Raw genomic sequence first — 19,157 nt, 5'->3', positions numbered from 1 at the left:
CATACCGGGGGAGGCGCGTGCTTCTTCCGGTATCCTTGGGATCCCCCAACTCCGCCCTCCCGCAGTGGCCGACCCTCACCCTGAACGCGCGCCCGTCGAACGCGAAGACAAGCGCAGTTTTCTGCAGAAGCTCGCCGAATTCATTCATCCGGGCCCCGACTCGCGCGACGAGCTGATCGAAACGCTCGCAGACGCCGAGGACAACGACGTGATCGGCGCCGAATCGCGCGTGATGCTCGAAGGCGTGCTCCGCATGGCCGACATGACCGCCGGCGACGTGATGGTGGCGGCGCCGCGGATGGACCTGGTCAACATCGACGCACCCTACGACGCGCTGCTGCATCTCGTGATCGACACTGCGCACTCGCGCTTTCCGGTGTACGAGGGCGAAAAAGAAAACATCATCGGCATCCTGCTCGCGAAGGATCTGCTCAAGCTGCAGCGCGCGCCGGGACTGAACATCCGTGCGCTGTTGCGCCCCGCCACCTTCGTGCCTGAGAGCAAGGGCCTGAACGACCTGCTGCGCGAATTCCGCGGCAACCGCAACCATCTCGCGATCGTGATCGACGAGTTCGGCCGCGTGGCAGGCCTGATCACCATCGAGGACGTGCTGGAGCAGATCGTCGGCGAGATCGAGGACGAGTTCGACATCGCCGAGGACGAGGGCGATATCTTCGGCCTGGCCGATCGCACCTACCGCGTCTCGGGCGATACGCCGATCGAGCGCGTGGCAGAGGCTTTCGGCATCGTGTTCGACGAAGAAGTGCTGAGCGAAGACTTCGACACCATCGGCGGCCTGATCGCGCACGAGATGGGCCATGTGCCCAAGCGCGGCGAGCACTATGCGCTGGGCGCCTTCGACTTCGTCGTGCTGCACACGAAGGGTGGCGCGGTGCGCTGGTTCAAGGTCTCGCCCGCACGCGGCGACGACGCGACCGATTGAAAACGCTCGCGCGCGCGCTGGGCTTCGGCATTGCGGGGCTCGCGCAGGCCGCTGCCATCGCGGCCCCCTGGAACGGACAGCCGCTCTGGTGGCTGCAATTGATCTCGCTCGCCGCGCTGGTCTGGCAGCTCGATGCGCTGCGGGTCCGCACCAGCCCGCGCCCCTCGTGGCGCAGCGCAGCTTTCTACGGCTGGCTGTTTGCGACCGCCTGGCTTTGCGGCACCTTCTGGTGGCTCTTCATCTCGATGCACACCTACGGCGGGCTCGCTGCGCCGCTCGCCGCGCTGGCGGTGTTGGCGCTCTCTGCAGCGCTGGCGCTGTACTACGCCGCGGCCTGTGCCTTCTTCGCCGCGTTCGCACCGGCCAGCCGGGCGTACGCTGCTGTGCTGTTCGCGGCGCTGTGGACCCTGGCCGAGCTGTTGCGAAACAGCCTGTTCACCGGCTTTCCTTGGGGCGCCGGGGGCTACGCGCACGTCGACGGGCCGCTTGCCGCCTATGTGCCCTGGCTCGGCGTCTACGGCGTCGGCGCACTGGCCACGGGCATCGCGGCGCTCGCGGCGCCGGTGCTGCGTCACGCGCACGGCCGCGCATTGGCGGTGCCTGTCGGCGCCGCGCTGGTGCTGCTTTGCGTGCCCGCTCTCATCGGCGCGGTACGCGGCGAGGCCGATGAAGCAGCGCAGTCGCGCGGCCGCCTCGGCCTCGCGCTGCTGCAAGGCAACATCCCGCAGGACGAGAAATTCATTCCGGGCGGCGGCATCGCGACCGCGCTGAGCTGGTACGGCGAGCAGCTGCAGAGCGCGACCGCGCCGCTCGTGATCACGCCCGAGACCGCGCTGCCCTTGCTGCCTTCGCAATTGCCGCCTGGTTATCTCGATGCGATCGCTGCGCGCTATGCGAACGGCAAGCAGGCCGCCATCGTGGGCCTGCCCTTGGGCGATGGCCGGCTCTACACCAATACCGTGCTGGGCTTCGGTCCCGGCCGGGGCACGCCCTATCGCTACGACAAGCACCACCTCGTGCCCTTCGGCGAGTTCATTCCGAGGATGTTCCGCTGGTTCACCGAGATGATGAACATCCCGCTCGGCGACTTCAAGAGCGGCGGCCTCGCGCAGCCGTCCTTCGCGTGGCAGGGGCAGCGCATCGCGCCCAACATCTGCTATGAAGATCTGTTCGGCGACGAGATCGGTGCGAACTTCCGCGACGAGGCCAGCGCGCCCACCGTGCTGCTCAACGTGAGCAACATCGCCTGGTTCGGCGACAGCATCGCGATCGACCAGCACCTGGCCATCTCGCGCATGCGCGCCCTCGAGTTCCAGCGCCCGATGGTGCGCGCCACCAACACCGGCGCCACTGTCGTCATCGACCACCGCGGCCGCGTCACGCATGCGCTGCCGCGCCTCACGCGCGGCGTGCTCGTGGCAGAGATCGAAGGCCGCGCCGGGCTCACGCCCTACGCGATGTGGGTGTCGCGCTTCGGGCTCTGGCCGCTGTGGGGCCTGGCCCTGCTGATCGTCGCGACGACGCTGTTGCTCAACCGGCCACAGGCCAGTCGCGCAACTTCCCGGGGTTGAGCAGGCCCTCAGGGTCGAAGCGTTTCTTGAGCTCGATCACTTCGGTCGGCAGCGGCCCGCCGGCCTTGCCGTCCTCGACGATGTTGACGTGCGGGTTGTTGATGTGCACGCCGCGCTCGCGGTGCATGCGGATGATCTCTTCGAGCCGCTCCTCGGTCGTGAAGCGCACCAGCTGCAGCCCGCTGCAGGTCATGAGGCCTGCGGCAGTGCGCAGGAATTCCAGATGCATCATGACCTCGCCCGCGAACAGCTGCTCCATCTCCTTGACCTGCTGCAGATGCTGTCCGGGCGTGAAGCCGCTTTGCAGATAGGTCAGCGTCTTGTCGACCTTGAGCGCATGCAGCGTCGTGTGGTTCCAGGTGAACTCCATCAGCGTGCGGTTGCTCTTCTGCACTTCCTCGGCGGTCTTGCGGTAGCTCATTCGGCCGCCGTGCGCCTCGACAAGTTCCAGCATCGGCGCCTCGCAGGATTCGGCCACAAGCGAGAGCACCGCGTGGCAACCCTTCGGCAGATGCTCGGCCAGCTGCGCCAGGTGGTCGGGCACAGGGCTTCCGAAGAACGCGATCTCGCGCTTGACGATCCCCGGTGCATGGGCGAGGGCGTCGGCAAAGGCCAGCGCGTGGTCGAAGGCTTCGAAGACAACCAGGCTCTCCAGCCACGGATGGGCAGGTGCCAGCCCCACCTCGAGCTCGAGCACCAGCCCGTTGGTGCCCCACAAATGGTGCATGCGCATCGCCTCGGCACCGCGCAGCTCGACCACCTGCGGCTTCGCCTCGATCGTCATCGCGCGCAGGCCCAGCACGTTGCCGATGGCGCCTAGGGGCCCGTAGTTGATCGAGCCGATGCCGCCGAAGCCGCCGCCGAACAGGCCGCCGAGCGTCGCGCTGCGGTAGGTGGAGGGCACGCAGCGCAGCTCCTGGCCCGAGGGCCGCGTGTGCTTTTCGAGCTCGCCGAGCCGGATGCCGGCTTGCGCGCGCGCAACGCCGGGGCGCACCCATTGCATCGCGTTGTAGCCCGTCATGTCGAGCACCACGCCGCCTGCGAGCGGCGTGGTCTGGCCGTAGTTGCCGGTGCCGCTGCCGCGGATCGTGATCGGCACGCCGCGACGCGCGCACGCGCCCACCACCGCGCGGATCTCGTCATCGGTGCGCGGGCGCACCACCGCGTCGGCGCGCTTGTCCTTCAGCTGGCGCTGCAGCACCGGGCTGAACCACGAGAAGTCCTGTGAGAGCCGGGCGATGCGGCTTTCGTCGGTGATCCAGTCGAGTTCGGGCAGTTCGAGGTGCAATTGCTCGATGGCGGATGCGGGCGCGTTCATGGAGAAATCAGTCTTGTGAAAGTTCGCTCGCGTGCCAGGAGCCGAGCGCGAGCTTGGTGAGCCAGGCCATCAGCACGAACAGCGCGACGCCGGTGAAGGAGATCAGGAGCAAGGCGGCGAACATGCGCGGGATGTTGAGCTGAAAGCCGGCCTGCAGGATCTGGTAGGCCAGCCCCGCACCGGAGCCGCCGGTGCCGGCCACGAACTCGGCCACCACGGCGCCGATCAACGCCAGGCCGCTCGAGATGCGCAGCCCGCCGAAGAAGTAGGGCAGCGCGCTCGGAACTCGCAGGCGCACCAGCTGCTGCCAGCGTGTCGCGCGGTTGAGCTTGAAGTAGCTTTGCAGATCGGGCTCGACGCTGCGCAGGCCGAGCGTGGTGTTGCTGATGATCGGAAACAGAGCGACCAGTGCCGCGCATACCACCATCGCGGCGGTCGGGTTCTTGACCCAGATGATGATGAGCGGCGCGACCGCGACGATCGGCGTCACCTGCAGCAGCACGGCATAGGGGAACAGCGCAGTCTCGATCCGCTTGCTCTGCACGAAGAGGAAGGAGATCAGCACGCCGGCCACCGTGGCCGCCAAGAAGGACAGCACCGTGATCTTCAGCGTGACCAGCAGCGCGTTGCCCAGCGGCACCCAGTCGGCGATGAGCGTCTTCATCATCAGGTAGGGCGAGGGCACCAGGTAGGGCGGCAGCTCCATGGCCGTGACCAACCCTTGCCATAGCGCGACCAGCGCCACGCCCACCAGCACGGGATAGATCACGCGCTGAACGCGCGGCTGCTGCAGCAGAGGAATGCGTGCGCTCAAACCGAGGACTCCTCGTGCGTGCCATTGCTGGCGCGCAGCAGGCTGTCCTGCAGCCGTTTCGCATAGCGGCTGAACTGCGGCGAGACCATGAAGTCGGCGCTGCGCGGATAGGGTTCGTCGATCAAGACCTGCTCGACCACGCGGCCCGGCCGCGCGGCCATCATGATCACGCGGTTCGAAAGGAACACCGCCTCGTGGATCGAATGGGTGACGAAGATCACGGTGAGCTTCTTCTTGCGCCAGAGGTCGAGCAGTTCGGCATCGAGCTTGTGGCGTGTGATCTCGTCCAGCGCACCGAAGGGCTCGTCCATCAACAGCAGGTCGGGCTGCGTCACCAGCCCGCGCGCGATCGAGACGCGCATCTGCATGCCGCCCGAGAGCGCGCGCGGCAGGGCCTGCGCGAACTTGTCCAGGCCCACCAGCTCGAGCGCCTCCGCGACACGGGCGTCGGCCTCCTTGCGCGGCACGCCGGCCAGATCCAGCGGCAGGCGCACGTTGCTGCGCACGCTGGCCCAGGGCATCAGCGTCGGCGACTGGAACACGAAGGCCATCTTGTGCGCGCAGGTGTGGAGCTCGGCCACCGGCCTGCGCCACAGCAGCAGGCGGCCGTCGCTCGGCTCCAGCATGCCGGCCACCATCTTGAGCAGCGTGCTCTTGCCGCAGCCCGAGGGGCCGAGCAGGGTGACGAACTCGCCTTCTGCGATGGCGAGGTCCACCGGCAGCAGCGCCTGCGTGCCGTTCGGGTAAGTCTTCTCTGCCGAGAGCACCTCGACCGCGGGCATGGCGGATACAGCGGGTGCCGCGGGCGGCGCGAGGACGGCGGGCTCGATGCGATTCATGGCGATGTCAGGGCAGGACCTTGGCGTCCTTCACGAACTCGGTCGTGTAGGTCTTCGCGATCTCGACCTTGGCCGGATCGAGCAGCTTGGCCGCGACCAGGAAGTCGTAGCTCGCCCTGGTGCGCGCATCGGTGATCACGCCGATGCCCATCGTCGCGGCATCGCCGCCGGTGATCATGCCCATCTCCTTGAGCTTGGCGACGCTGTAGGCCAGCTGGTCGTCGGTCATGTTGGGGTTGTCCTTCTTGATCAGCACGTTGGCCGGCGCCGGATCGGCGAGGTAGCTCTTCCAGCCCTCGGCCGAGGCCTTGACGAAGGCAGCCACCTGCTTGCTGCGCTCTTTCACGGTCTTGTCCATGCACGACACGGTGGTGGCATAGGCCGGGAAGCCGTGGTCGCTGAACATCAGCACCGTGCTCTTCACGCCGGCCTTCTGGATCGCGTAGGGCTCCGAGGTCAGGTAGCCCTGCTGGGCGGTGTTCTTGTCGGCGACGAAGGGCTGGATGTTGAAGGTGTAGGGCCGCGTCTGCTCGTCGGTGAGGCCGAACTTGGCCTTCAGCCAGGGCCAGTAGCCGCGGTTGGCCTGCGAGCCGATCAGGATGGTCTTGCCCTTCAGATCCTCGAACTTCTTGACGTCGTCGTGCGCGATCAGCACCTGCGGGTCCTTCTGGAAGAAGGCCGCCACGTTGATCACCGGCACGCCGCCTTCGCGCACCTGCATCATCTGGATGTCGCTCGAGCCCATGATGCAGTCGGCCTGGCCGGCGGCCATCATCTGCGTGATGTTGACCTGCGGGCCGCCCATCTTGATGGTGACATCCAGCCCGTACTTCTTGTAGATGCCCTGCGCGACCGCCTGGTAGAAGCCGCCGTGCTCGGCTTGCGCATACCAGTTCGTCATGTAGGTGAACTTGTCCTGGGCTTGCACCGGGGCGGCGGCAGCGAAGGCGAGTGCGGCGGCCGCGGCCAGGTGACCGGTGCCGAGAACGAAACGGTTGCGCATGGTGTGGACCTCTCTCGATGAAAAAGACGGGTGGAAACGGGGCGCTCTATGCAAGTAGCGGGCCTCAGGCAATGGATAGGAAAGCGGACTGGATGAAGCCCTGCTGGTGCCCGCGCTCCCAGGTGGTTTGTTCGCGCACCACCCAGCGCAGCGCGTAGAGCTCGGTCAGCGCCTGCACCCAGCTGGCGGCGAGCGTGTCGAGGATCTCTTCGCCCTGTTCGCGCGTGGCGCTGGTGGGGTCGCCGATCACGCCGCTCGGGCCGAAGTCGCGCGCGGTCCAGGCGCAGGCCGGGCGTCCGTCGGCCGACAGCAGCTTGATCGGGAAGGGCGGCGGAAAGTTGGCCGCGGCGCGTTCCATGTGCACCGTGTCGGGCGCGAGCGCGAGCATCAGCGCGGTCTCGGAATGGCCGGCGTGCATCGAGAGCTTCTTCTCCTGCTCGCTGATCTGCCTGCTCGATGCATTGGGCAGGCGCGAGACGCCGTGCGGCACGACCACGAAGTCGCCGTGACGCAAGCGCAGTTCGCGCGCCGCCATCTCCAGCACCTGGGGCTGGCCGCCGTGGCCGTTGGCGAACAGCAGCTTGCGAAATCCGGCACGGTAGACCGACTCGCCGATCTCGGTCACGGTCGAGAGCAAGGTGGTGCCGGTCAGCGTCATGGTGCCGGGAAAGTGCAGGTGCTCTTCCGATTTGCCGTAGGTGATGGTCGGCAGCGCGAAGGCACGCACCTCGGCCGGCAGGCGCTCGAGTGCCTTGCCCATCACGCCGGATGCGATCACGCTGTCGACCGAGCAGGGCAGGTGCGGTCCATGCTGCTCGATCGCGCCGCAGGGCAGCACGATCACCGTGTTCTCGCGGTCGGGCAGCGCATCGATCTCGGTCCAGCTCAGGTAGGGCAGGAAGCGGTGGGGCGGGATGTAGCCGTGAAGCATGGGAGCGTCCTGTGTGTGGGAAGAGGGGGGTGTGCTCAGGCGAAGCGCGCCATCGCGTTGCCGACGCGCTGCATGAAGCGCTTCCGCTGGGGCTCGGTCGCCACGTTCATGTGGTAGTGCGCGTGATAGTCGACGCGCGCCTGCCGTCCGGTGAGCCGCAGCATGTAGCGCGTCACGATCTTGCGCGGCGGGTCGCCCATGTACCAGGCCACCCAGCGCGGGCGGCCGTAAGTCACGACGGCCGAGATGCGCTTGATGTGCGTCAGCATCGGCTTCACGTTGGCCGGGTCGCTCAAGTCGAAGGCCACGCCCGGCATGAAGAGGCGGTCGAAGTAGCCCTTCAGCATCGCCGGCAGGCCGAAGCACCAGGTCGGAAAGCAGAACACGATGCCCTCGGCCCACTGCAGCCGCTCGATGTAGGGTTTGAGCGCCAGCTGGTTGCTCGGCACCTCGTGGTAGCCCAGGCGCTCCTCGCGCGAGAGCACCGGATTGAAGCCTTCCGCATAGAGATCGCAGTCGTCTACCTCGTGCCCGGCCGCGCGCAGGTTGCGCAGCACTTCCTGGTGCAGGGCGGCGTGGAAGCTGGTTTCGACCGGGTGGCAGTAGACGACGAGCACGCGCATGGGGATTGTTGACCGCTTAATCAGAGCAAGTGGTCAGGTTACGCAAGCGACGTGCCAGCGCTGTCGCACCAAAAGAGAGCCGTGTCGCTCGTTGTGCCCTCCTTCGACAAGTGCTACGGTCGAACTTCCGTCGTACATCCGACGACACCGCGAAGGGGAATGCCGTGGGAGACCCGATACGCCCGTTGCAACCGGGAGAAGCTGCGCCCGAGTTCGCATTGCCCGCGGTCAATCTCGAGGGAGCGGTCTCTCTCTCCGACTTGCGTGGCCGTCCCTTCCTGATCGGCTTTTTTCGCGGCCTGCACTGCCCGTTCTGCAGGCGACAGGTGATGCAGCTTGGCCACGTACAACCCGCCCTGCAGAGCGCAGGGGTCAAGACCCTGGCCGTGATCAATACGCCGTTGGAACGCGCCCGCCTGTACTTCCGCTACCACCCGACGCCGATCGTGCTGCTGAGCGACCCGGATTGCCGCTCGCACCAGGCCTTCGGCGTGCCGCACATCGAGTTCCTGCCCGAAGGCAGCAGCGAGCGGCCCGAATGGCCGCACCGCGCCAGCATGGCGCAATTCGAGGCGGCACGCGTCAATCCGACCGGCGAGCTGCCGGAGCCGTTGCAGCCGATGGCGTCCAACCCCGTACTCAACGCCAAGGACGGCTTCGAGCTTGACGAAACCGATTTGGCGATCTTCGCGGACCACGGCACTCAGCTGGTCGGACACTTCCTGGTCGATGCGGCCGGCATCGTCCGATGGGTGCACATCGAGGCGCCCGACGGGCCGAACAGCCTCTGCATCTTCCCGAATGCGGCGCAGATCATCGCCGCCGCCGGCAGCCTGTGATGCCGACGAGGCGCGGCCATGACCAAGGAAAGGAATCGCTGGATGGAAGCCTCGGACGTCATTCCGATGTTTCCCAGCCTGGTCTGGAAAATCCAGATCGAGGCCGGCTTGCGCGATGCGCTGGGGCGAAACATCCTCTCCGCGCTGGCCGACATGCGGCGCGGACTGCCGCCGCTGGAAGCCGGCCGCGGTTGGCAGTCGGGGCAGGCGCTGCATGATCGCGAGGACTTTGGCGACCTGGTTTCGTGTATTCGTCGCGGCGCCGCGAGCATCCTGCGATTTCTGCGCGTCGGCGATGCCGCCTTCGAGATCACGGCCTGCTGGGCCACCGTTCTGGCCAAGGGCGCCGCGCACAAGATTCACAGCCACCCCAACAATTTCCTGAGCGGCGTCTACTACGTGCACACCCCACCGGGCGCCGACGCCATCAACTTTCACGACCCGAGAAGGCAGGCCGCCGTCATCAGGCCACCGGTCGTGGAGTTGACGGCGGACAACACCGACCAGGTGGTGGTCAAGGTGCGCAACGGAGCGCTTCTGATGTTCCCCTCCTTCCTGGAACACTCGGTCGATGCCAATCCGAGCGAGGAAGAACGCATCAGCGTCAGCTTCAACGTGATGTTCTCTTCGTTCACGCAGCAGATGAGCAAGCCGCTCTGGTAGCACCAGCCAGGAGATCCCGATGGACGACGAGACACTCAACCTCAGCATTCGCAAGTTCCTCAAGATGGTCGGCGTCAGCTCGCAGCGCGAGATCGAGCAGGCGGTGGCGAAGGCCGTTGCCGCCGGTACCGGCGCCGAGACCTTTGCCGCCACCATGACCCTGGAGATCCCGGCGCTGGGGCTCAAGGTCGGGTTCGACGGCGACATCAAGCTGCGCTAGGCCTTGATCCCGCAGCCGCCCAGCACGAAGGCCACCAGCTCGCGCGCGATCGGCTCGCGCTCGATCGGCGCATCCGGCGGCAGCCCCAGCATGACGCGCGTCTGCAGCGCGTAGTCGGCGTAGCTCTGGGTCATGGCCCAGATGTGCATCAAGAGCAGGCGCGCGTCCAGCGGCCGCATCTGCCCGCGCGCGATCCAGCCGTTGATGATGTCGACCTTCTTTTGCGTCCAGGCCTGCGCGTTGGGCCAGTAGCGCTCGAGGTTGCGGCCGCCGTCGAGCACTTCGCGCGTGAAGATGCGCGAGATCTCGGGGTTGTCGAAGGCGTGGTCGAGTTTCTTGCGAATGTAGTCGCCCAGCACGGCGCCCGGGTCGTTGGCATGCTCCTCGAAGGAAAACACCACCTTCCAGTCGTGCAGCACCTGCATCAGCAGCTCTTCGTAGAGCTCTTCCTTGCCGGCGATGTAGTAGTGCAGCTGGGGCTTGGTGAGGCCGGCGCGCGCCGCGATCGCCTGGGTCGAGGTGCCCTTGAGCCCGTGCAGGCTGAATTCGGCGATGGCCGCGCCGCGGATCGCGGCCAGGATGCGTTCGCGCCCCGGCCGTGCGCGCGACAGCGGGCCGTCGGGCGCCGGCATCTGTTGCGCCACCACGGGCGCGGGGGAAAGGGTCGGGGTCGTCATCGCTTGGGCGGGCTGTGCCGCCTTGGCGATGGTAGCGCTTCGGTCCGATCTCGCCCGCGGCACGCTGCCGGGCCGCCTGCATCGACGCATGCACACAAGGCATTTCAGGCCTGTGACGCCATGGCACGCTTCCTGTATCGTCTCGCCGCTTCGTGAAATTAGTCACATCCCAACAGGAGCTCCCATGTTCTTCGCCCCCCGTTTCCGCACCTTCGCGGCCACCGCTGCGCTGCTCGCCGCCAGTGCCATCGCACACGCCCAGCAGGCCTTGCCCAACGTCGTGATCCTCGCGACCGGCGGCACCATCGCCGGCGCCGGCGCCTCGGCCGTCAACAGCGCCACCTATGCGGCCGCCAAGGTGCCGGTCGACAAGCTGATCGCCGGCCTACCCGAGATTTCCAAGGTCGCCAACGTGCGCGGCGAGCAGGTGTTCCAGATCGCCTCGGAAAGCTTCACCAACGACAACCTGATGGTGCTGGCCAAGCGCGTCTCGGCCTTGTCGAAGCAGGCCGACGTCGACGGCATCGTGATCACCCACGGCACCGACACGCTGGAGGAAACCGCCTACTTCCTGAGCCTAGTGGTGCGCACCGCCAAGCCGATCATCGTGGTCGGCTCGATGCGCCCGGGCACCGCGCTCTCGGCCGACGGCGCGTTGAACCTGTTCGACGCCGTCAACGTCGCCGCCAGCAAGGACGCCGGAGGCAAGGGCGTGCTGGTGACGATGAACGATGAGATCCAGAGCGGCCGCGACGTCAGCAAGGTCGTCAACATCAAGACCGAGGCCTTCAAGAGCCAGTGGGGTCCGCTGGGAATGATCGTCGAGGGCAAGAACTACTGGTTCCGGGCGCCGGTCAAGCGCCACACGATGCAGTCGGAGTTCAACATCGACGAGATCACGGCGCTGCCCGCGGTCGACATCGTCTACGGCTACGGCAGCGTGCCTGCCACCGCGATCGACGCGCTGGCCAAGAGCGGCGTGAAGGCGCTGATCCACGCCGGCACCGGCAACGGCTCGGTGGCCGACCGCATCGTGCCGGTGCTGCAGAAGCTGCGCGGCGACGGCGTGCAGATCATCCGCAGCTCGCGCGTGTCCGACGGCTTCGTGATCCGCAATGCCGAGCAGCCCGACGACAAGTACGACTGGGTGGCCGCGCACGACCTGAAGCCGCAGAAGGCGCGCATCCTGGCGATGGTGGCGCTCACGAAGACCAACGACCCCAAGCAACTGCAACGCATCTTCTGGGAGTACTGAGGCCCCCCGGCTTTTCACTTCGCTTCGCTGCGTGTAATTCGCCACCCCCCGAGGGGGAGGCTCGGCCGCCTTGGGGCGGCCCGGCGGCGGCCGACTTCACCTCTTGAAGCGGCATGCACCTTGACCGGCCGCAGCGGCGCAAGCCCTGCGGCCGTTCCTGCGTCTGGGCGCTCTTAAAATGGCCCACTCGTCGCGTTGGAGGCCGCCCGCTTCCGACCGGCCACCAGGCCCACCATGCTGACCTTCCAACAAATCATCCTCAAGCTTCAGTCCTACTGGGACGCCCAGGGTTGCGCGCTGCTGCAGCCCTACGACATGGAGGTGGGTGCCGGCACCTCGCACACCGCCACCTTCCTGCGCGCCCTCGGCCCCGAGCCCTGGAAGGCCGCCTATGTGCAGCCGAGCCGCCGCCCCAAGGACGGCCGCTACGGCGAGAATCCGAACCGCCTGCAGCACTACTACCAGTACCAGGTGGTGCTGAAGCCGGCGCCGAGCAACATCCTCGAGCTCTACCTCGGCTCGCTCGAAGCGCTGGGCTTCGATCTCAAGAAGAACGACATCCGCTTCGTCGAGGACGATTGGGAGAATCCGACGCTTGGCGCCTGGGGCCTGGGCTGGGAGGTCTGGCTCAACGGCATGGAGGTGACGCAGTTCACCTACTTCCAGCAGGTCGGCGGCATCGACTGCAGGCCGATCACCGGCGAGATCACCTACGGGCTGGAGCGGCTCGCCATGTACCTGCAGGGCAAGGAAAGCATCTACGAGCTGGAGTGGGCGCCCGGCATCAGCTATGGCGACGTGTACCACCAGAACGAGGTCGAGCAATCGACCTACAACTTCGAGCACAGCGACGCCGACTTCCTGTTCACTGCCTTCGCCGCGCACGAGAAGCAGGCCAAGCACCTGATGGAACAGAAGCTTGCGCTACCGGCCTACGAGCAGGTGCTCAAGGCGGCCCACAGCTTCAACCTGCTGGATGCGCGCGGCGCAATCAGCGTGACCGAGCGCGCGGCCTACATCGGCCGCATCCGCAACCTCGCGCGCAGCGTCGCGCAGAGCTACTACGAAAGCCGCGAACGGCTCGGATTCCCGATGGCGCCGCGCGAATGGGTCGCTGAGATCTCGAAGAAGGCGGCCTGATCGATGACTTCCAAGAACAACCTGCTCGTCGAACTTTTCGTCGAGGAACTTCCCCCCAAGGCGCTGAAGAAGCTCGGCGACGCCTTCGCTTCCGTGCTGCGCGACCAGCTGGTGGCCCAGGGCCTGGCCAATGCCGGCTCGGTGCTCACCGCCTACGCCTCGCCGAGGCGCCTCGCGGCGCACCTCACGAACGTGCTGGGCCTGGCCGCCGACCGCGCGGTCTCGCAGAAGCTCATGCCGGTGGCGGTGGGGCTCGATGCCTCGGGCAACGCCAGCCCGGCGCTGCTCAAGCGCCTGACCGCGCTGGGCGCCGACGCCTCGGCCGTGCCCGGCCTGAAGCGCGCGATGGACGGCAAGGCCGAGGCGCTGTTCTTCGAAAGCACGGCCAGGGGCGCGACGCTCTCTGAGGGCCTGCAGAAGGCGCTGGCCGAGAGCATCGCCAAGTTGCCGATCCCCAAGGTCATGAGCTACCAGCTCGAGACCGGCTGCGAGCTGCCCGGCTGGAGCAGCGTGAGCTTCGTGCGTCCGGCGCACGGGCTGGTGGCGCTGCACGGCGACACGGTGGTCCCGGTCGAGGCGCTGGGCCTCCGAGCCGGACGCGAAACGCGCGGCCACCGCTTCGAGGCGCAAGTCGATCCGATCGTGCTGCGCGATGCCAACAGCTATGCGGTGCAGCTGGCCGACGAAGGCGCCGTGATCGCGGGCTTCGAGGCCCGCCGCTTCGAGATCGCCCGCCAGCTCGCCGAGGCGGCGTTGACGGTCGGCACCGGCTCGCAGCCGATCGACGACGATGCGCTGCTCGACGAGGTCACGGCCCTGGTCGAGCGCCCGAACGTGCTGGTGTGCGAGTTCGAGCGCGAGTTCCTCGACGTGCCGCAGGAGTGCCTCATCCTCACGATGAAGGCCAATCAGAAATACTTTCCGCTGCTCGACGCCGCGGGCCGGCTCACCCACAAGTTCCTGGTGGTCAGCAACATCCGGCCCGACGACGCCAGCGCGGTGATCGGCGGCAACGAGCGCGTGGTGCGCCCGCGGCTGGCCGATGCCAAGTTCTTCTTCGACCAGGACCGCAAGAAGTCGCTGGCCTCGCGCGTCGAGTCGCTGGCCAAGGTGGTCTATCACAACAAGCTCGGCACCCAGGGCGAACGCGTGCAGCGCGTGATGCGCATCGCGCACGCCATCGGCGAGCAGCTGGGCGCCGCGTCGCACGACAGCACGCTGGCGCCGCACGCGGTGCAGGCGGCACAGCTGGCCAAGGCCGACCTGGTGACCGACATGGTGGGCGAGTTCCCCGAGCTGCAAGGCACCATGGGCCGCTACTACGCGCTGCACGACGGGCTCGAGCCCGCGGTGGCCGACGCGGTCGAAGACCACTACAAGCCGCGCTTCGCGGGCGACGAGCTGCCGCGCAACCCCGTCGGCATCGTGGTCGCGCTGGCCGACAAGCTCGAGACTCTGGTGGGCATGTTCGGCATCGGCAACCTGCCCACCGGCGACCGCGATCCCTTCGCGCTGCGCCGTCATGCGCTGGGCGTGATCCGCATGCTGATCGAGCGCCGGCTGCCGCTCGACCTGCGCGCCTTGCTCGGCCAGTCCTTCGCCGCCTTCGCGCCGAAGGCAGGCGAAACCGCGCTCGCCGACCCGACCGAAGCGCTCGAAGCCTTCCTCTACGACCGCCTGGCCGGCAGCCTGCGCGAGCAGGGCGCCAGCGCCCAAGAGGTCGATGCCGTGCTGGCGCCCCAGCCCCAGCGCCTCGGCGAAGTGCCGAAGCTGCTCGCCGCCGTGCGCGCCTTCGCCGCGTTGCCCGAAGCCCCGGCGCTGGCCGCGGCCAACAAGCGCATCGGCAACATCCTGAAGAAGTCGCCGGAAGCCGATGCGCACGTGAGCGCGCTGCTGCTGCAGGAGCCGGCCGAGAAGGCGCTCCATGCAGCGATGCAGGAGGTCGTGCCTGTCGCCAATGCGCAGTTCGACGCCGGCGACTACACCGCTTCGCTGCAAACCCTGGCCGCACTGCGCGAGCCGGTCGATGCCTTCTTCGACGGCGTGATGGTCAATGCCGACCAGTCCGACCTGCGCCTCAACCGCCTGGGCCTCCTGATGCTGCTGCATGCGGCGATGAACCGCGTGGCGCAGCTCGAGCGCCTCGCCACCTGATCGGTACGCCATGAAAATCGTCATCCTCGACCGCAACGGCACCCTCAACGTGCATCGTGAGGACTTCGTCAAGAGCGACATCGAGTGGACGCCGCTGCCGGGCGCGCTCGAGGCGGTCGCGCGGCTCAACCACGCGGGCTGGCATGTCGTGATCGCCTCCAACCAGTCCGGGCTCGGGCGCGGACTGTTCGACATGGCTTCGCTCAACGCCATGCACGCCAAGATGCACAAGATGCTGGCGGCCGTCGGCGGCCGCGTCGATGCGGTGTTCTATTGCCCGCACAGCCCCGACGAGGGCTGCGAGTGCCGCAAGCCCAAGCCGGGCCTGTTCCTCCAGATCGGCGAGCGCTACGGCGTCGACCTGGCCAACGTGCCGGTCGCGGGCGACAGCCTGCGCGACATGCAGGCCGGCGCGGCCGCCGGCTGCGAGCCGCACCTGCTCTTGACCGGCATGGGTGCGGCCTGCCGCGGCGTGACGCCGTTGCCGCCCGAGTACCCGCCGAACACCAAGGTGCACGACGACCTGGCGGCCTTCGTCGACTTCCTGCTGGAACGCGAAGAGCAGCAGGCCGCCCTGCAGGTGGCTGTCTGATGGCCTTTCTTCGATCCGTCGTCCACGCGCTGTGGATGCTCGTCACTGTGATCCCCTGGGGCATCATCATGGTGGTCAGCTCGCTCTGGAAGCGCGGCATCCCGCTGTACTGGATGGCCGTGCGCTGGCTCGGCTGGGCCATCGGCGGCGCGCGGCTGCTGCTGGGCATCAAGACGCGCGTGAGCGGCATGGAGAACCTGCCACAGGACAAGCTCGCCGGCTGCGTGCTGCTGGTCAAGCACCAGTCGACCTTCGAGACCTTCCTGATGCCCACGCTGATGCCGCACCCGCTGGCCTTCGTGTTCAAGAGGGAGCTGATCTACGTGCCCTTCTTCGGCTGGGCCATGGCCCGGCTCGACATGATCCACATCGACCGCAGCCAGCGCACGCAGGCTTTCAACAAGGTCGTCGCGCGCGGCCGCGAGCTGTTGGCGCAGGGCATCTGGATCATCATGTTTCCCGAAGGCACGCGCATTCCGCGCGGCCGGCAGGGCGTCTACAAGACCGGCGGCACGCGGCTCGCGTGCGAGACCGGCGTGCCGGTGGTCCCGATCGCCGTGACCTCGGCCAAGGTCTGGCCGCGCAAGGCCTTCATCAAGCGCCCGGGCGTGGTCGATGTCTCGATCGGCCCGGCCATTTCGAGCGTCGGGCGCCGGCCCGACGAGCTGATGCGCGAAGTCGAGGCCTGGATCGAGGGCGAGATGCGCCGGCTCGACCCCGAGGCCTACGTCTCGATCGAGACGGTTTCGGCCTGAGGCCCGGCCATGCGCAGCCTGCTGCAGTTCACGCTCGACCTGTTCGACGAGCCTGCGCCGCCTGCGCCCCCGCCTGTCGTCGAGCAGGCGCCGGCGGGCACCGTCTTCCCGCCGGCGATCCCGCTGGCCGATGCGATGAGCCCGGCCAGCTTCGTCCATCCGCGCGCCACGCGTGAGCTGGTGCTGGGCCACGCTCGCGTGGCCTATGAGTTCACGCGCGGCAAGCGGCGCACCATCGGATTCGTGGTCGGCGCCGAGGGGCTTTCGGTGCGCGCGCCGCGCTGGGTGGCGCTGCGCGACGTCGACGCCGCAGTGAAGGAGAAGGCCGACTGGATCCTGCGCAAGCTGTCCGAGACGCAGCAGCGCCATGCGCAGCTCGAAGCGGCGCGCATCGAGTGGAAGGACGGCGTCAACTTTCCCTTTCTCGGCGAGCCGGTGGTGGTGCGGCTCGATCCGCACCATGCCTTCGACGGCATCGGCGCCATGCTCGATGCGGGGGCGGGCGTCGAGCCGCACACGCTGCGCCTCGCGCTGGCGAACAACGCCAATCCGGCCCAGATCCGCGATGCCGCGCAAGCCTGGCTGATGCGTCAGGCGCGGCGTGTCTTCACCGAACGGCTCGACCACTTCGCGCCCCGCCTCGGCGTGGCCTGGCGCAAGCTGGCGCTGTCGAACGCTTCCACGCGCTGGGGCAGCGCCAGCGCCGACGGCGCGATCCGGCTGCACTGGCGGCTGGTGCACTTCAAGATGTCGGTGATCGACTACGTGGTGGCGCACGAACTGAGCCACCTGCGCGTGATGGACCACAGCCCGCGCTTCTGGGAAACGGTGGAAAGCGTGGTGCCGGACTACGGCGCGCTGCGGCAGCAGCTCAAGGAGCAGCCGGTTCCGAAATGGTGAACCGGCGCCATCAGCGTGCGTGCGTCACGCCGCCATCGACGACCAGCGTCGAGCCCATCACGTAGTCTCCGGCCCGCGACGCGAGGTAGATCGCCGCACCCGCCATGTCCTCCGGCTCGCCGATCCGGCCGGCCGGAATGCGCCCCTTGATCTCGTCCCCGTGGTCGCGCGCGACCTTGTTCATGTCGGAGGCGAAGGCGCCCGGCGCGATCGCGCTCACGACGATGCGGTCCTGCGCAAGCCGCAGCGCCATGCGGCGCGTGAGCTGGATCAGCCCGGCCTTGCTGGCCGCGTAGGAGTAGGTTTCTTGCGGATTGACCGAGATGCCGTCGATCGAGGCGATGTTGATGACCTTCGCCAGGTGGTCGGTTGCCGCCTTCTTGAGCATCGGCGTCAGCGCCTGGGTCAGGAAGAAGGGCGTCTTGAGGTTGAGGTCGACCACCTTGTCCCAGCCGCTCTCGGGAAACTCCTCGTAGGGCGCGCCCCAGGCGGCACCGGCGTTGTTGACCAGGATGTCGAGCGTGTCTTCGTGCTTCGAATACGCGTCGACCAGCGCTTGCGCCCCCGCCAGCGTCGACACGTCGGCCGGCAGCGAGACGCAATGGCCGAAGGCCGAGAGTTCCTTGGCCGTCTGGTCGCAGGCGGCGGCCTTGCGCGCCGAGATGTAGACGCGGGCGCCCTGCGCCAGGAAGCCTTCGGCGATCATGCGGCCGATGCCGCGCGAGCCGCCGGTGATGAGGGCGCTGCGGCCCTCGAGCGAAAAGAGTCGGGTGGTGTCCATGCGTTATGTCTCCTGAGGATGCGGCACAGCTTAGTACGGCGTGCCGGCGATTCGCGTCACCTTGGCGCCAGACACCGCCTTGCTGCGCGACCGGGGGACCTGCCAAGCGCGGTTTCGTTTTGTCACTTCATAATCCGACCGCACCCGCACCGACAACGGTCGGCAAGGCCAGTTCTCCCTCTTCGTCGGTCCAGCGCGTGATCTCCAAATCCTTCGTCGGCGCAATGAACGCGCCCGAGCACTTTCGGTTCGCCCGCCTGCGCCATTGGCGCGACTGGCAAAGCCTGGCCTATCTCGGCGCGCTGCCCGCGCTGGCGGCCTGGCAATGGATGCACGGCTTCAATTGGCTGCTCTACGGTCTGATGCTGTTTCTCACGCTGGGCGTCGGCGTGATCCATCACAACCATGCGCATCTGCGTATGTGGCGCGGCCGCTGGGCGAACCGATTCACCGATGGCTGGTTGACCCTGCTGCAGGGCCATCCGACCTTCGTGTTCTGGCCGGCGCACGTGGCCAATCACCATCGCCACCGGCACGGACCGCAGGACGCTGCGCGCACCTATCGCTTCGGCGGCGACACCAATCACCTGCCGGGCTACCTTCTGCATCCACTGCAGGCTGCGGCCGTGCTCTACCCGATGTTTGTGATTTGGCTGGGCCGGTTGCGGCGCCACTGGCCGGGCGCCTGGCGCTACTGCATGGCGCAGTATGTGCTTTGGCTCGGCAGCTGGGCCGCGCTGCTGGCGCTCGATTGGCAGAAGGCGCTGCTGTTCGTCATCCTGCCGCAGCTGCATGGCCTGCACTGGCTGCTGGCCACCAACTACCTGCAGCACGCGCATGCGGACGGCCGGCCGCGGCCGGAAGGCGGCTTGCTCGACTACGCGCGCAACTTCGAAGGGCTGGTCAATCCGCTTCTTTTCAACATCGGCCTGCACACGGCGCACCACGAGAACTCGAAGGTGCACTGGACGGCGCTTTCCCGGCTGCACCGCGATCGCTATCGCGCGCGTGTCGACCCGGCACTCAACGAGCGCGGACTGGTTCCGTACATGGCGCGCGTGTTCGTCCTGGGTGCGCTCGTGCCGCGCTTTCGCAGCCGCTCGCTGATGTCTCCGAATTCCCCTCCACAGCCCTGATCC

General features: G+C 67.5%; 20 protein-coding genes. 12 read left to right on the top strand and 8 right to left on the bottom strand.

Features of this window, described 5'->3' with window-relative positions; translation table 11 throughout:
* Positions 1-64: 64 nt before the first annotated feature.
* Positions 65-943, top strand: a complete 879-nt coding sequence (locus AC3A6B_RS21485; protein WP_093109454.1) for a CorC family transporter — start codon at positions 65-67, stop codon at positions 941-943.
* On the top strand, positions 940-2,514 hold the full coding sequence (gene lnt, locus AC3A6B_RS21480; RefSeq protein ID WP_487838675.1) for an apolipoprotein N-acyltransferase: 1,575 nt from the start codon (positions 940-942) through the stop codon (positions 2,512-2,514). Before AC3A6B_RS21485 ends, lnt begins: the two co-directional genes overlap by 4 nt.
* Here lnt and AC3A6B_RS21475 read toward each other — a convergent pair.
* The 6 genes from AC3A6B_RS21475 to AC3A6B_RS21450 all read right to left on the bottom strand — a co-directional run bounded on the left by AC3A6B_RS21475 (position 2,474) and on the right by AC3A6B_RS21450 (position 8,042).
* Complete coding sequence (locus tag AC3A6B_RS21475) at positions 2,474-3,832, bottom strand: FAD-binding oxidoreductase (RefSeq protein ID WP_487838674.1); 1,359 nt, start codon at positions 3,830-3,832, stop codon at positions 2,474-2,476. The genes lnt and AC3A6B_RS21475 overlap by 41 nt on opposite strands.
* Before the next feature lie 7 nt (positions 3,833-3,839).
* A complete protein-coding gene (locus tag AC3A6B_RS21470) occupies positions 3,840-4,646 on the bottom strand; it encodes an ABC transporter permease (protein ID WP_487838673.1) in 807 nt (268 codons plus the stop codon).
* Positions 4,643-5,485 (bottom strand): ABC transporter ATP-binding protein, encoded by an 843-nt coding sequence (locus AC3A6B_RS21465; protein ID WP_487838672.1) that lies wholly within the window; start codon positions 5,483-5,485, stop codon positions 4,643-4,645. Before AC3A6B_RS21465 ends, AC3A6B_RS21470 begins: the two co-directional genes overlap by 4 nt.
* Before the next feature lie 7 nt (positions 5,486-5,492).
* Entirely contained in the window at positions 5,493-6,488 is a 996-nt protein-coding gene (locus tag AC3A6B_RS21460) for an ABC transporter substrate-binding protein (RefSeq protein WP_487838671.1), read from the bottom strand.
* A 64-nt stretch (positions 6,489-6,552) separates the two neighbouring features.
* Positions 6,553-7,419: a creatininase family protein gene (locus AC3A6B_RS21455; protein ID WP_487838670.1), complete on the bottom strand. Its 867-nt coding sequence runs from the start codon at positions 7,417-7,419 to the stop codon at positions 6,553-6,555.
* A 35-nt stretch (positions 7,420-7,454) separates the two neighbouring features.
* The gene (locus AC3A6B_RS21450) at positions 7,455-8,042 is read right to left on the bottom strand and encodes an NAD(P)H-dependent oxidoreductase (protein WP_487838669.1); all 588 of its coding nucleotides are present in this window, start codon (positions 8,040-8,042) and stop codon (positions 7,455-7,457) included.
* A gap of 185 nt (positions 8,043-8,227) precedes the next feature.
* Between AC3A6B_RS21450 and AC3A6B_RS21445 the strand changes: the two genes are divergently transcribed.
* Genes AC3A6B_RS21445 through AC3A6B_RS21435 form a run of 3 tightly spaced genes read left to right on the top strand, consistent with a single transcriptional unit; the run spans position 8,228 to position 9,764 of the window.
* Entirely contained in the window at positions 8,228-8,881 is a 654-nt protein-coding gene (locus AC3A6B_RS21445) for a redoxin domain-containing protein (protein ID WP_487838668.1), read from the top strand.
* An 18-nt stretch (positions 8,882-8,899) separates the two neighbouring features.
* Positions 8,900-9,544, top strand: coding sequence for a 2OG-Fe(II) oxygenase family protein (locus AC3A6B_RS21440; protein WP_487838667.1), 645 nt, complete (start codon positions 8,900-8,902; stop codon positions 9,542-9,544).
* A gap of 19 nt (positions 9,545-9,563) precedes the next feature.
* The gene (locus AC3A6B_RS21435; RefSeq protein ID WP_487838666.1) at positions 9,564-9,764 is read left to right on the top strand and encodes a DUF6494 family protein; all 201 of its coding nucleotides are present in this window, start codon (positions 9,564-9,566) and stop codon (positions 9,762-9,764) included.
* Here AC3A6B_RS21435 and AC3A6B_RS21430 read toward each other — a convergent pair.
* Positions 9,761-10,441 carry a TetR family transcriptional regulator C-terminal domain-containing protein gene (locus AC3A6B_RS21430; protein ID WP_487838665.1) on the bottom strand — a complete coding sequence of 227 codons (681 nt, stop codon included), beginning with the start codon at positions 10,439-10,441 and terminating at the stop codon, positions 9,761-9,763. The two genes, AC3A6B_RS21435 and AC3A6B_RS21430, sit on opposite strands and share 4 nt — an antisense overlap.
* 184 nt (positions 10,442-10,625) lie before the next feature.
* Here AC3A6B_RS21430 and AC3A6B_RS21425 point away from each other — a divergent pair, with 184 nt between their 5' ends.
* The 6 genes from AC3A6B_RS21425 to AC3A6B_RS21400 all read left to right on the top strand — a co-directional run bounded on the left by AC3A6B_RS21425 (position 10,626) and on the right by AC3A6B_RS21400 (position 17,237).
* Positions 10,626-11,696: an asparaginase gene (locus AC3A6B_RS21425; RefSeq protein ID WP_487838664.1), complete on the top strand. Its 1,071-nt coding sequence runs from the start codon at positions 10,626-10,628 to the stop codon at positions 11,694-11,696.
* 234 nt (positions 11,697-11,930) lie between these two features.
* Positions 11,931-12,836 (top strand): glycine--tRNA ligase subunit alpha, encoded by a 906-nt coding sequence (gene glyQ, locus AC3A6B_RS21420; RefSeq protein ID WP_214696286.1) that lies wholly within the window; start codon positions 11,931-11,933, stop codon positions 12,834-12,836.
* Positions 12,837-12,839: 3 nt separating this feature from the next.
* Entirely contained in the window at positions 12,840-14,990 is a 2,151-nt protein-coding gene (glyS, locus tag AC3A6B_RS21415) for a glycine--tRNA ligase subunit beta (protein ID WP_487838663.1), read from the top strand.
* A gap of 10 nt (positions 14,991-15,000) precedes the next feature.
* Positions 15,001-15,582, top strand: coding sequence for a D-glycero-beta-D-manno-heptose 1,7-bisphosphate 7-phosphatase (gene gmhB / locus AC3A6B_RS21410; protein WP_487838662.1), 582 nt, complete (start codon positions 15,001-15,003; stop codon positions 15,580-15,582).
* Complete coding sequence (locus AC3A6B_RS21405) at positions 15,582-16,337, top strand: lysophospholipid acyltransferase family protein (RefSeq protein WP_487838661.1); 756 nt, start codon at positions 15,582-15,584, stop codon at positions 16,335-16,337. Before gmhB ends, AC3A6B_RS21405 begins: the two co-directional genes overlap by 1 nt.
* A gap of 9 nt (positions 16,338-16,346) precedes the next feature.
* Positions 16,347-17,237 carry a M48 family metallopeptidase gene (locus tag AC3A6B_RS21400; RefSeq protein ID WP_487838660.1) on the top strand — a complete coding sequence of 297 codons (891 nt, stop codon included), beginning with the start codon at positions 16,347-16,349 and terminating at the stop codon, positions 17,235-17,237.
* A 10-nt stretch (positions 17,238-17,247) separates the two neighbouring features.
* Here AC3A6B_RS21400 and AC3A6B_RS21395 read toward each other — a convergent pair whose 3' ends face one another.
* Complete coding sequence (locus tag AC3A6B_RS21395; RefSeq protein ID WP_487838659.1) at positions 17,248-18,018, bottom strand: SDR family oxidoreductase; 771 nt, start codon at positions 18,016-18,018, stop codon at positions 17,248-17,250.
* A 224-nt stretch (positions 18,019-18,242) separates the two neighbouring features.
* Here AC3A6B_RS21395 and AC3A6B_RS21390 point away from each other — a divergent pair, with 224 nt between their 5' ends.
* Positions 18,243-19,154 carry a fatty acid desaturase gene (locus AC3A6B_RS21390; RefSeq protein ID WP_487838687.1) on the top strand — a complete coding sequence of 304 codons (912 nt, stop codon included), beginning with the start codon at positions 18,243-18,245 and terminating at the stop codon, positions 19,152-19,154.
* Positions 19,155-19,157: the final 3 nt, after the last annotated feature.

It is taken from the genome of Variovorax sp. Soil_C_33 (assembly GCF_057656935.1).
Note: the sequence above shows the minus strand (reverse complement) of the source record. Positions and strands in the feature narration are given on the sequence as shown.

Excerpts from the sequence above, each read along its gene's own strand:
- AC3A6B_RS21430 (WP_487838665.1), bottom strand. The coding sequence starts at position 10,441 with ATGACGACCCCGACCCTTTCCCCCGCGCCCGTGGTGGCGCAACAGATG.
- AC3A6B_RS21450 (WP_487838669.1), bottom strand. The coding sequence starts at position 8,042 with ATGCGCGTGCTCGTCGTCTACTGCCACCCGGTCGAAACCAGCTTCCAC.
- AC3A6B_RS21390 (WP_487838687.1), top strand. The coding sequence starts at position 18,243 with ATGAACGCGCCCGAGCACTTTCGGTTCGCCCGCCTGCGCCATTGGCGC.
- AC3A6B_RS21460 (WP_487838671.1), bottom strand. The coding sequence starts at position 6,488 with ATGCGCAACCGTTTCGTTCTCGGCACCGGTCACCTGGCCGCGGCCGCC.
- AC3A6B_RS21465 (WP_487838672.1), bottom strand. The coding sequence starts at position 5,485 with ATGAATCGCATCGAGCCCGCCGTCCTCGCGCCGCCCGCGGCACCCGCT.
- AC3A6B_RS21400 (WP_487838660.1), top strand. The coding sequence starts at position 16,347 with ATGCGCAGCCTGCTGCAGTTCACGCTCGACCTGTTCGACGAGCCTGCG.
- AC3A6B_RS21435 (WP_487838666.1), top strand. The coding sequence starts at position 9,564 with ATGGACGACGAGACACTCAACCTCAGCATTCGCAAGTTCCTCAAGATG.
- AC3A6B_RS21475 (WP_487838674.1), bottom strand. The coding sequence starts at position 3,832 with ATGAACGCGCCCGCATCCGCCATCGAGCAATTGCACCTCGAACTGCCC.
- AC3A6B_RS21425 (WP_487838664.1), top strand. The coding sequence starts at position 10,626 with ATGTTCTTCGCCCCCCGTTTCCGCACCTTCGCGGCCACCGCTGCGCTG.
- glyS (WP_487838663.1), top strand. The coding sequence starts at position 12,840 with ATGACTTCCAAGAACAACCTGCTCGTCGAACTTTTCGTCGAGGAACTT.
- AC3A6B_RS21395 (WP_487838659.1), bottom strand. The coding sequence starts at position 18,018 with ATGGACACCACCCGACTCTTTTCGCTCGAGGGCCGCAGCGCCCTCATC.
- AC3A6B_RS21440 (WP_487838667.1), top strand. The coding sequence starts at position 8,900 with ATGACCAAGGAAAGGAATCGCTGGATGGAAGCCTCGGACGTCATTCCG.
- gmhB (WP_487838662.1), top strand. The coding sequence starts at position 15,001 with ATGAAAATCGTCATCCTCGACCGCAACGGCACCCTCAACGTGCATCGT.
- AC3A6B_RS21455 (WP_487838670.1), bottom strand. The coding sequence starts at position 7,419 with ATGCTTCACGGCTACATCCCGCCCCACCGCTTCCTGCCCTACCTGAGC.
- glyQ (WP_214696286.1), top strand. The coding sequence starts at position 11,931 with ATGCTGACCTTCCAACAAATCATCCTCAAGCTTCAGTCCTACTGGGAC.
- AC3A6B_RS21405 (WP_487838661.1), top strand. The coding sequence starts at position 15,582 with ATGGCCTTTCTTCGATCCGTCGTCCACGCGCTGTGGATGCTCGTCACT.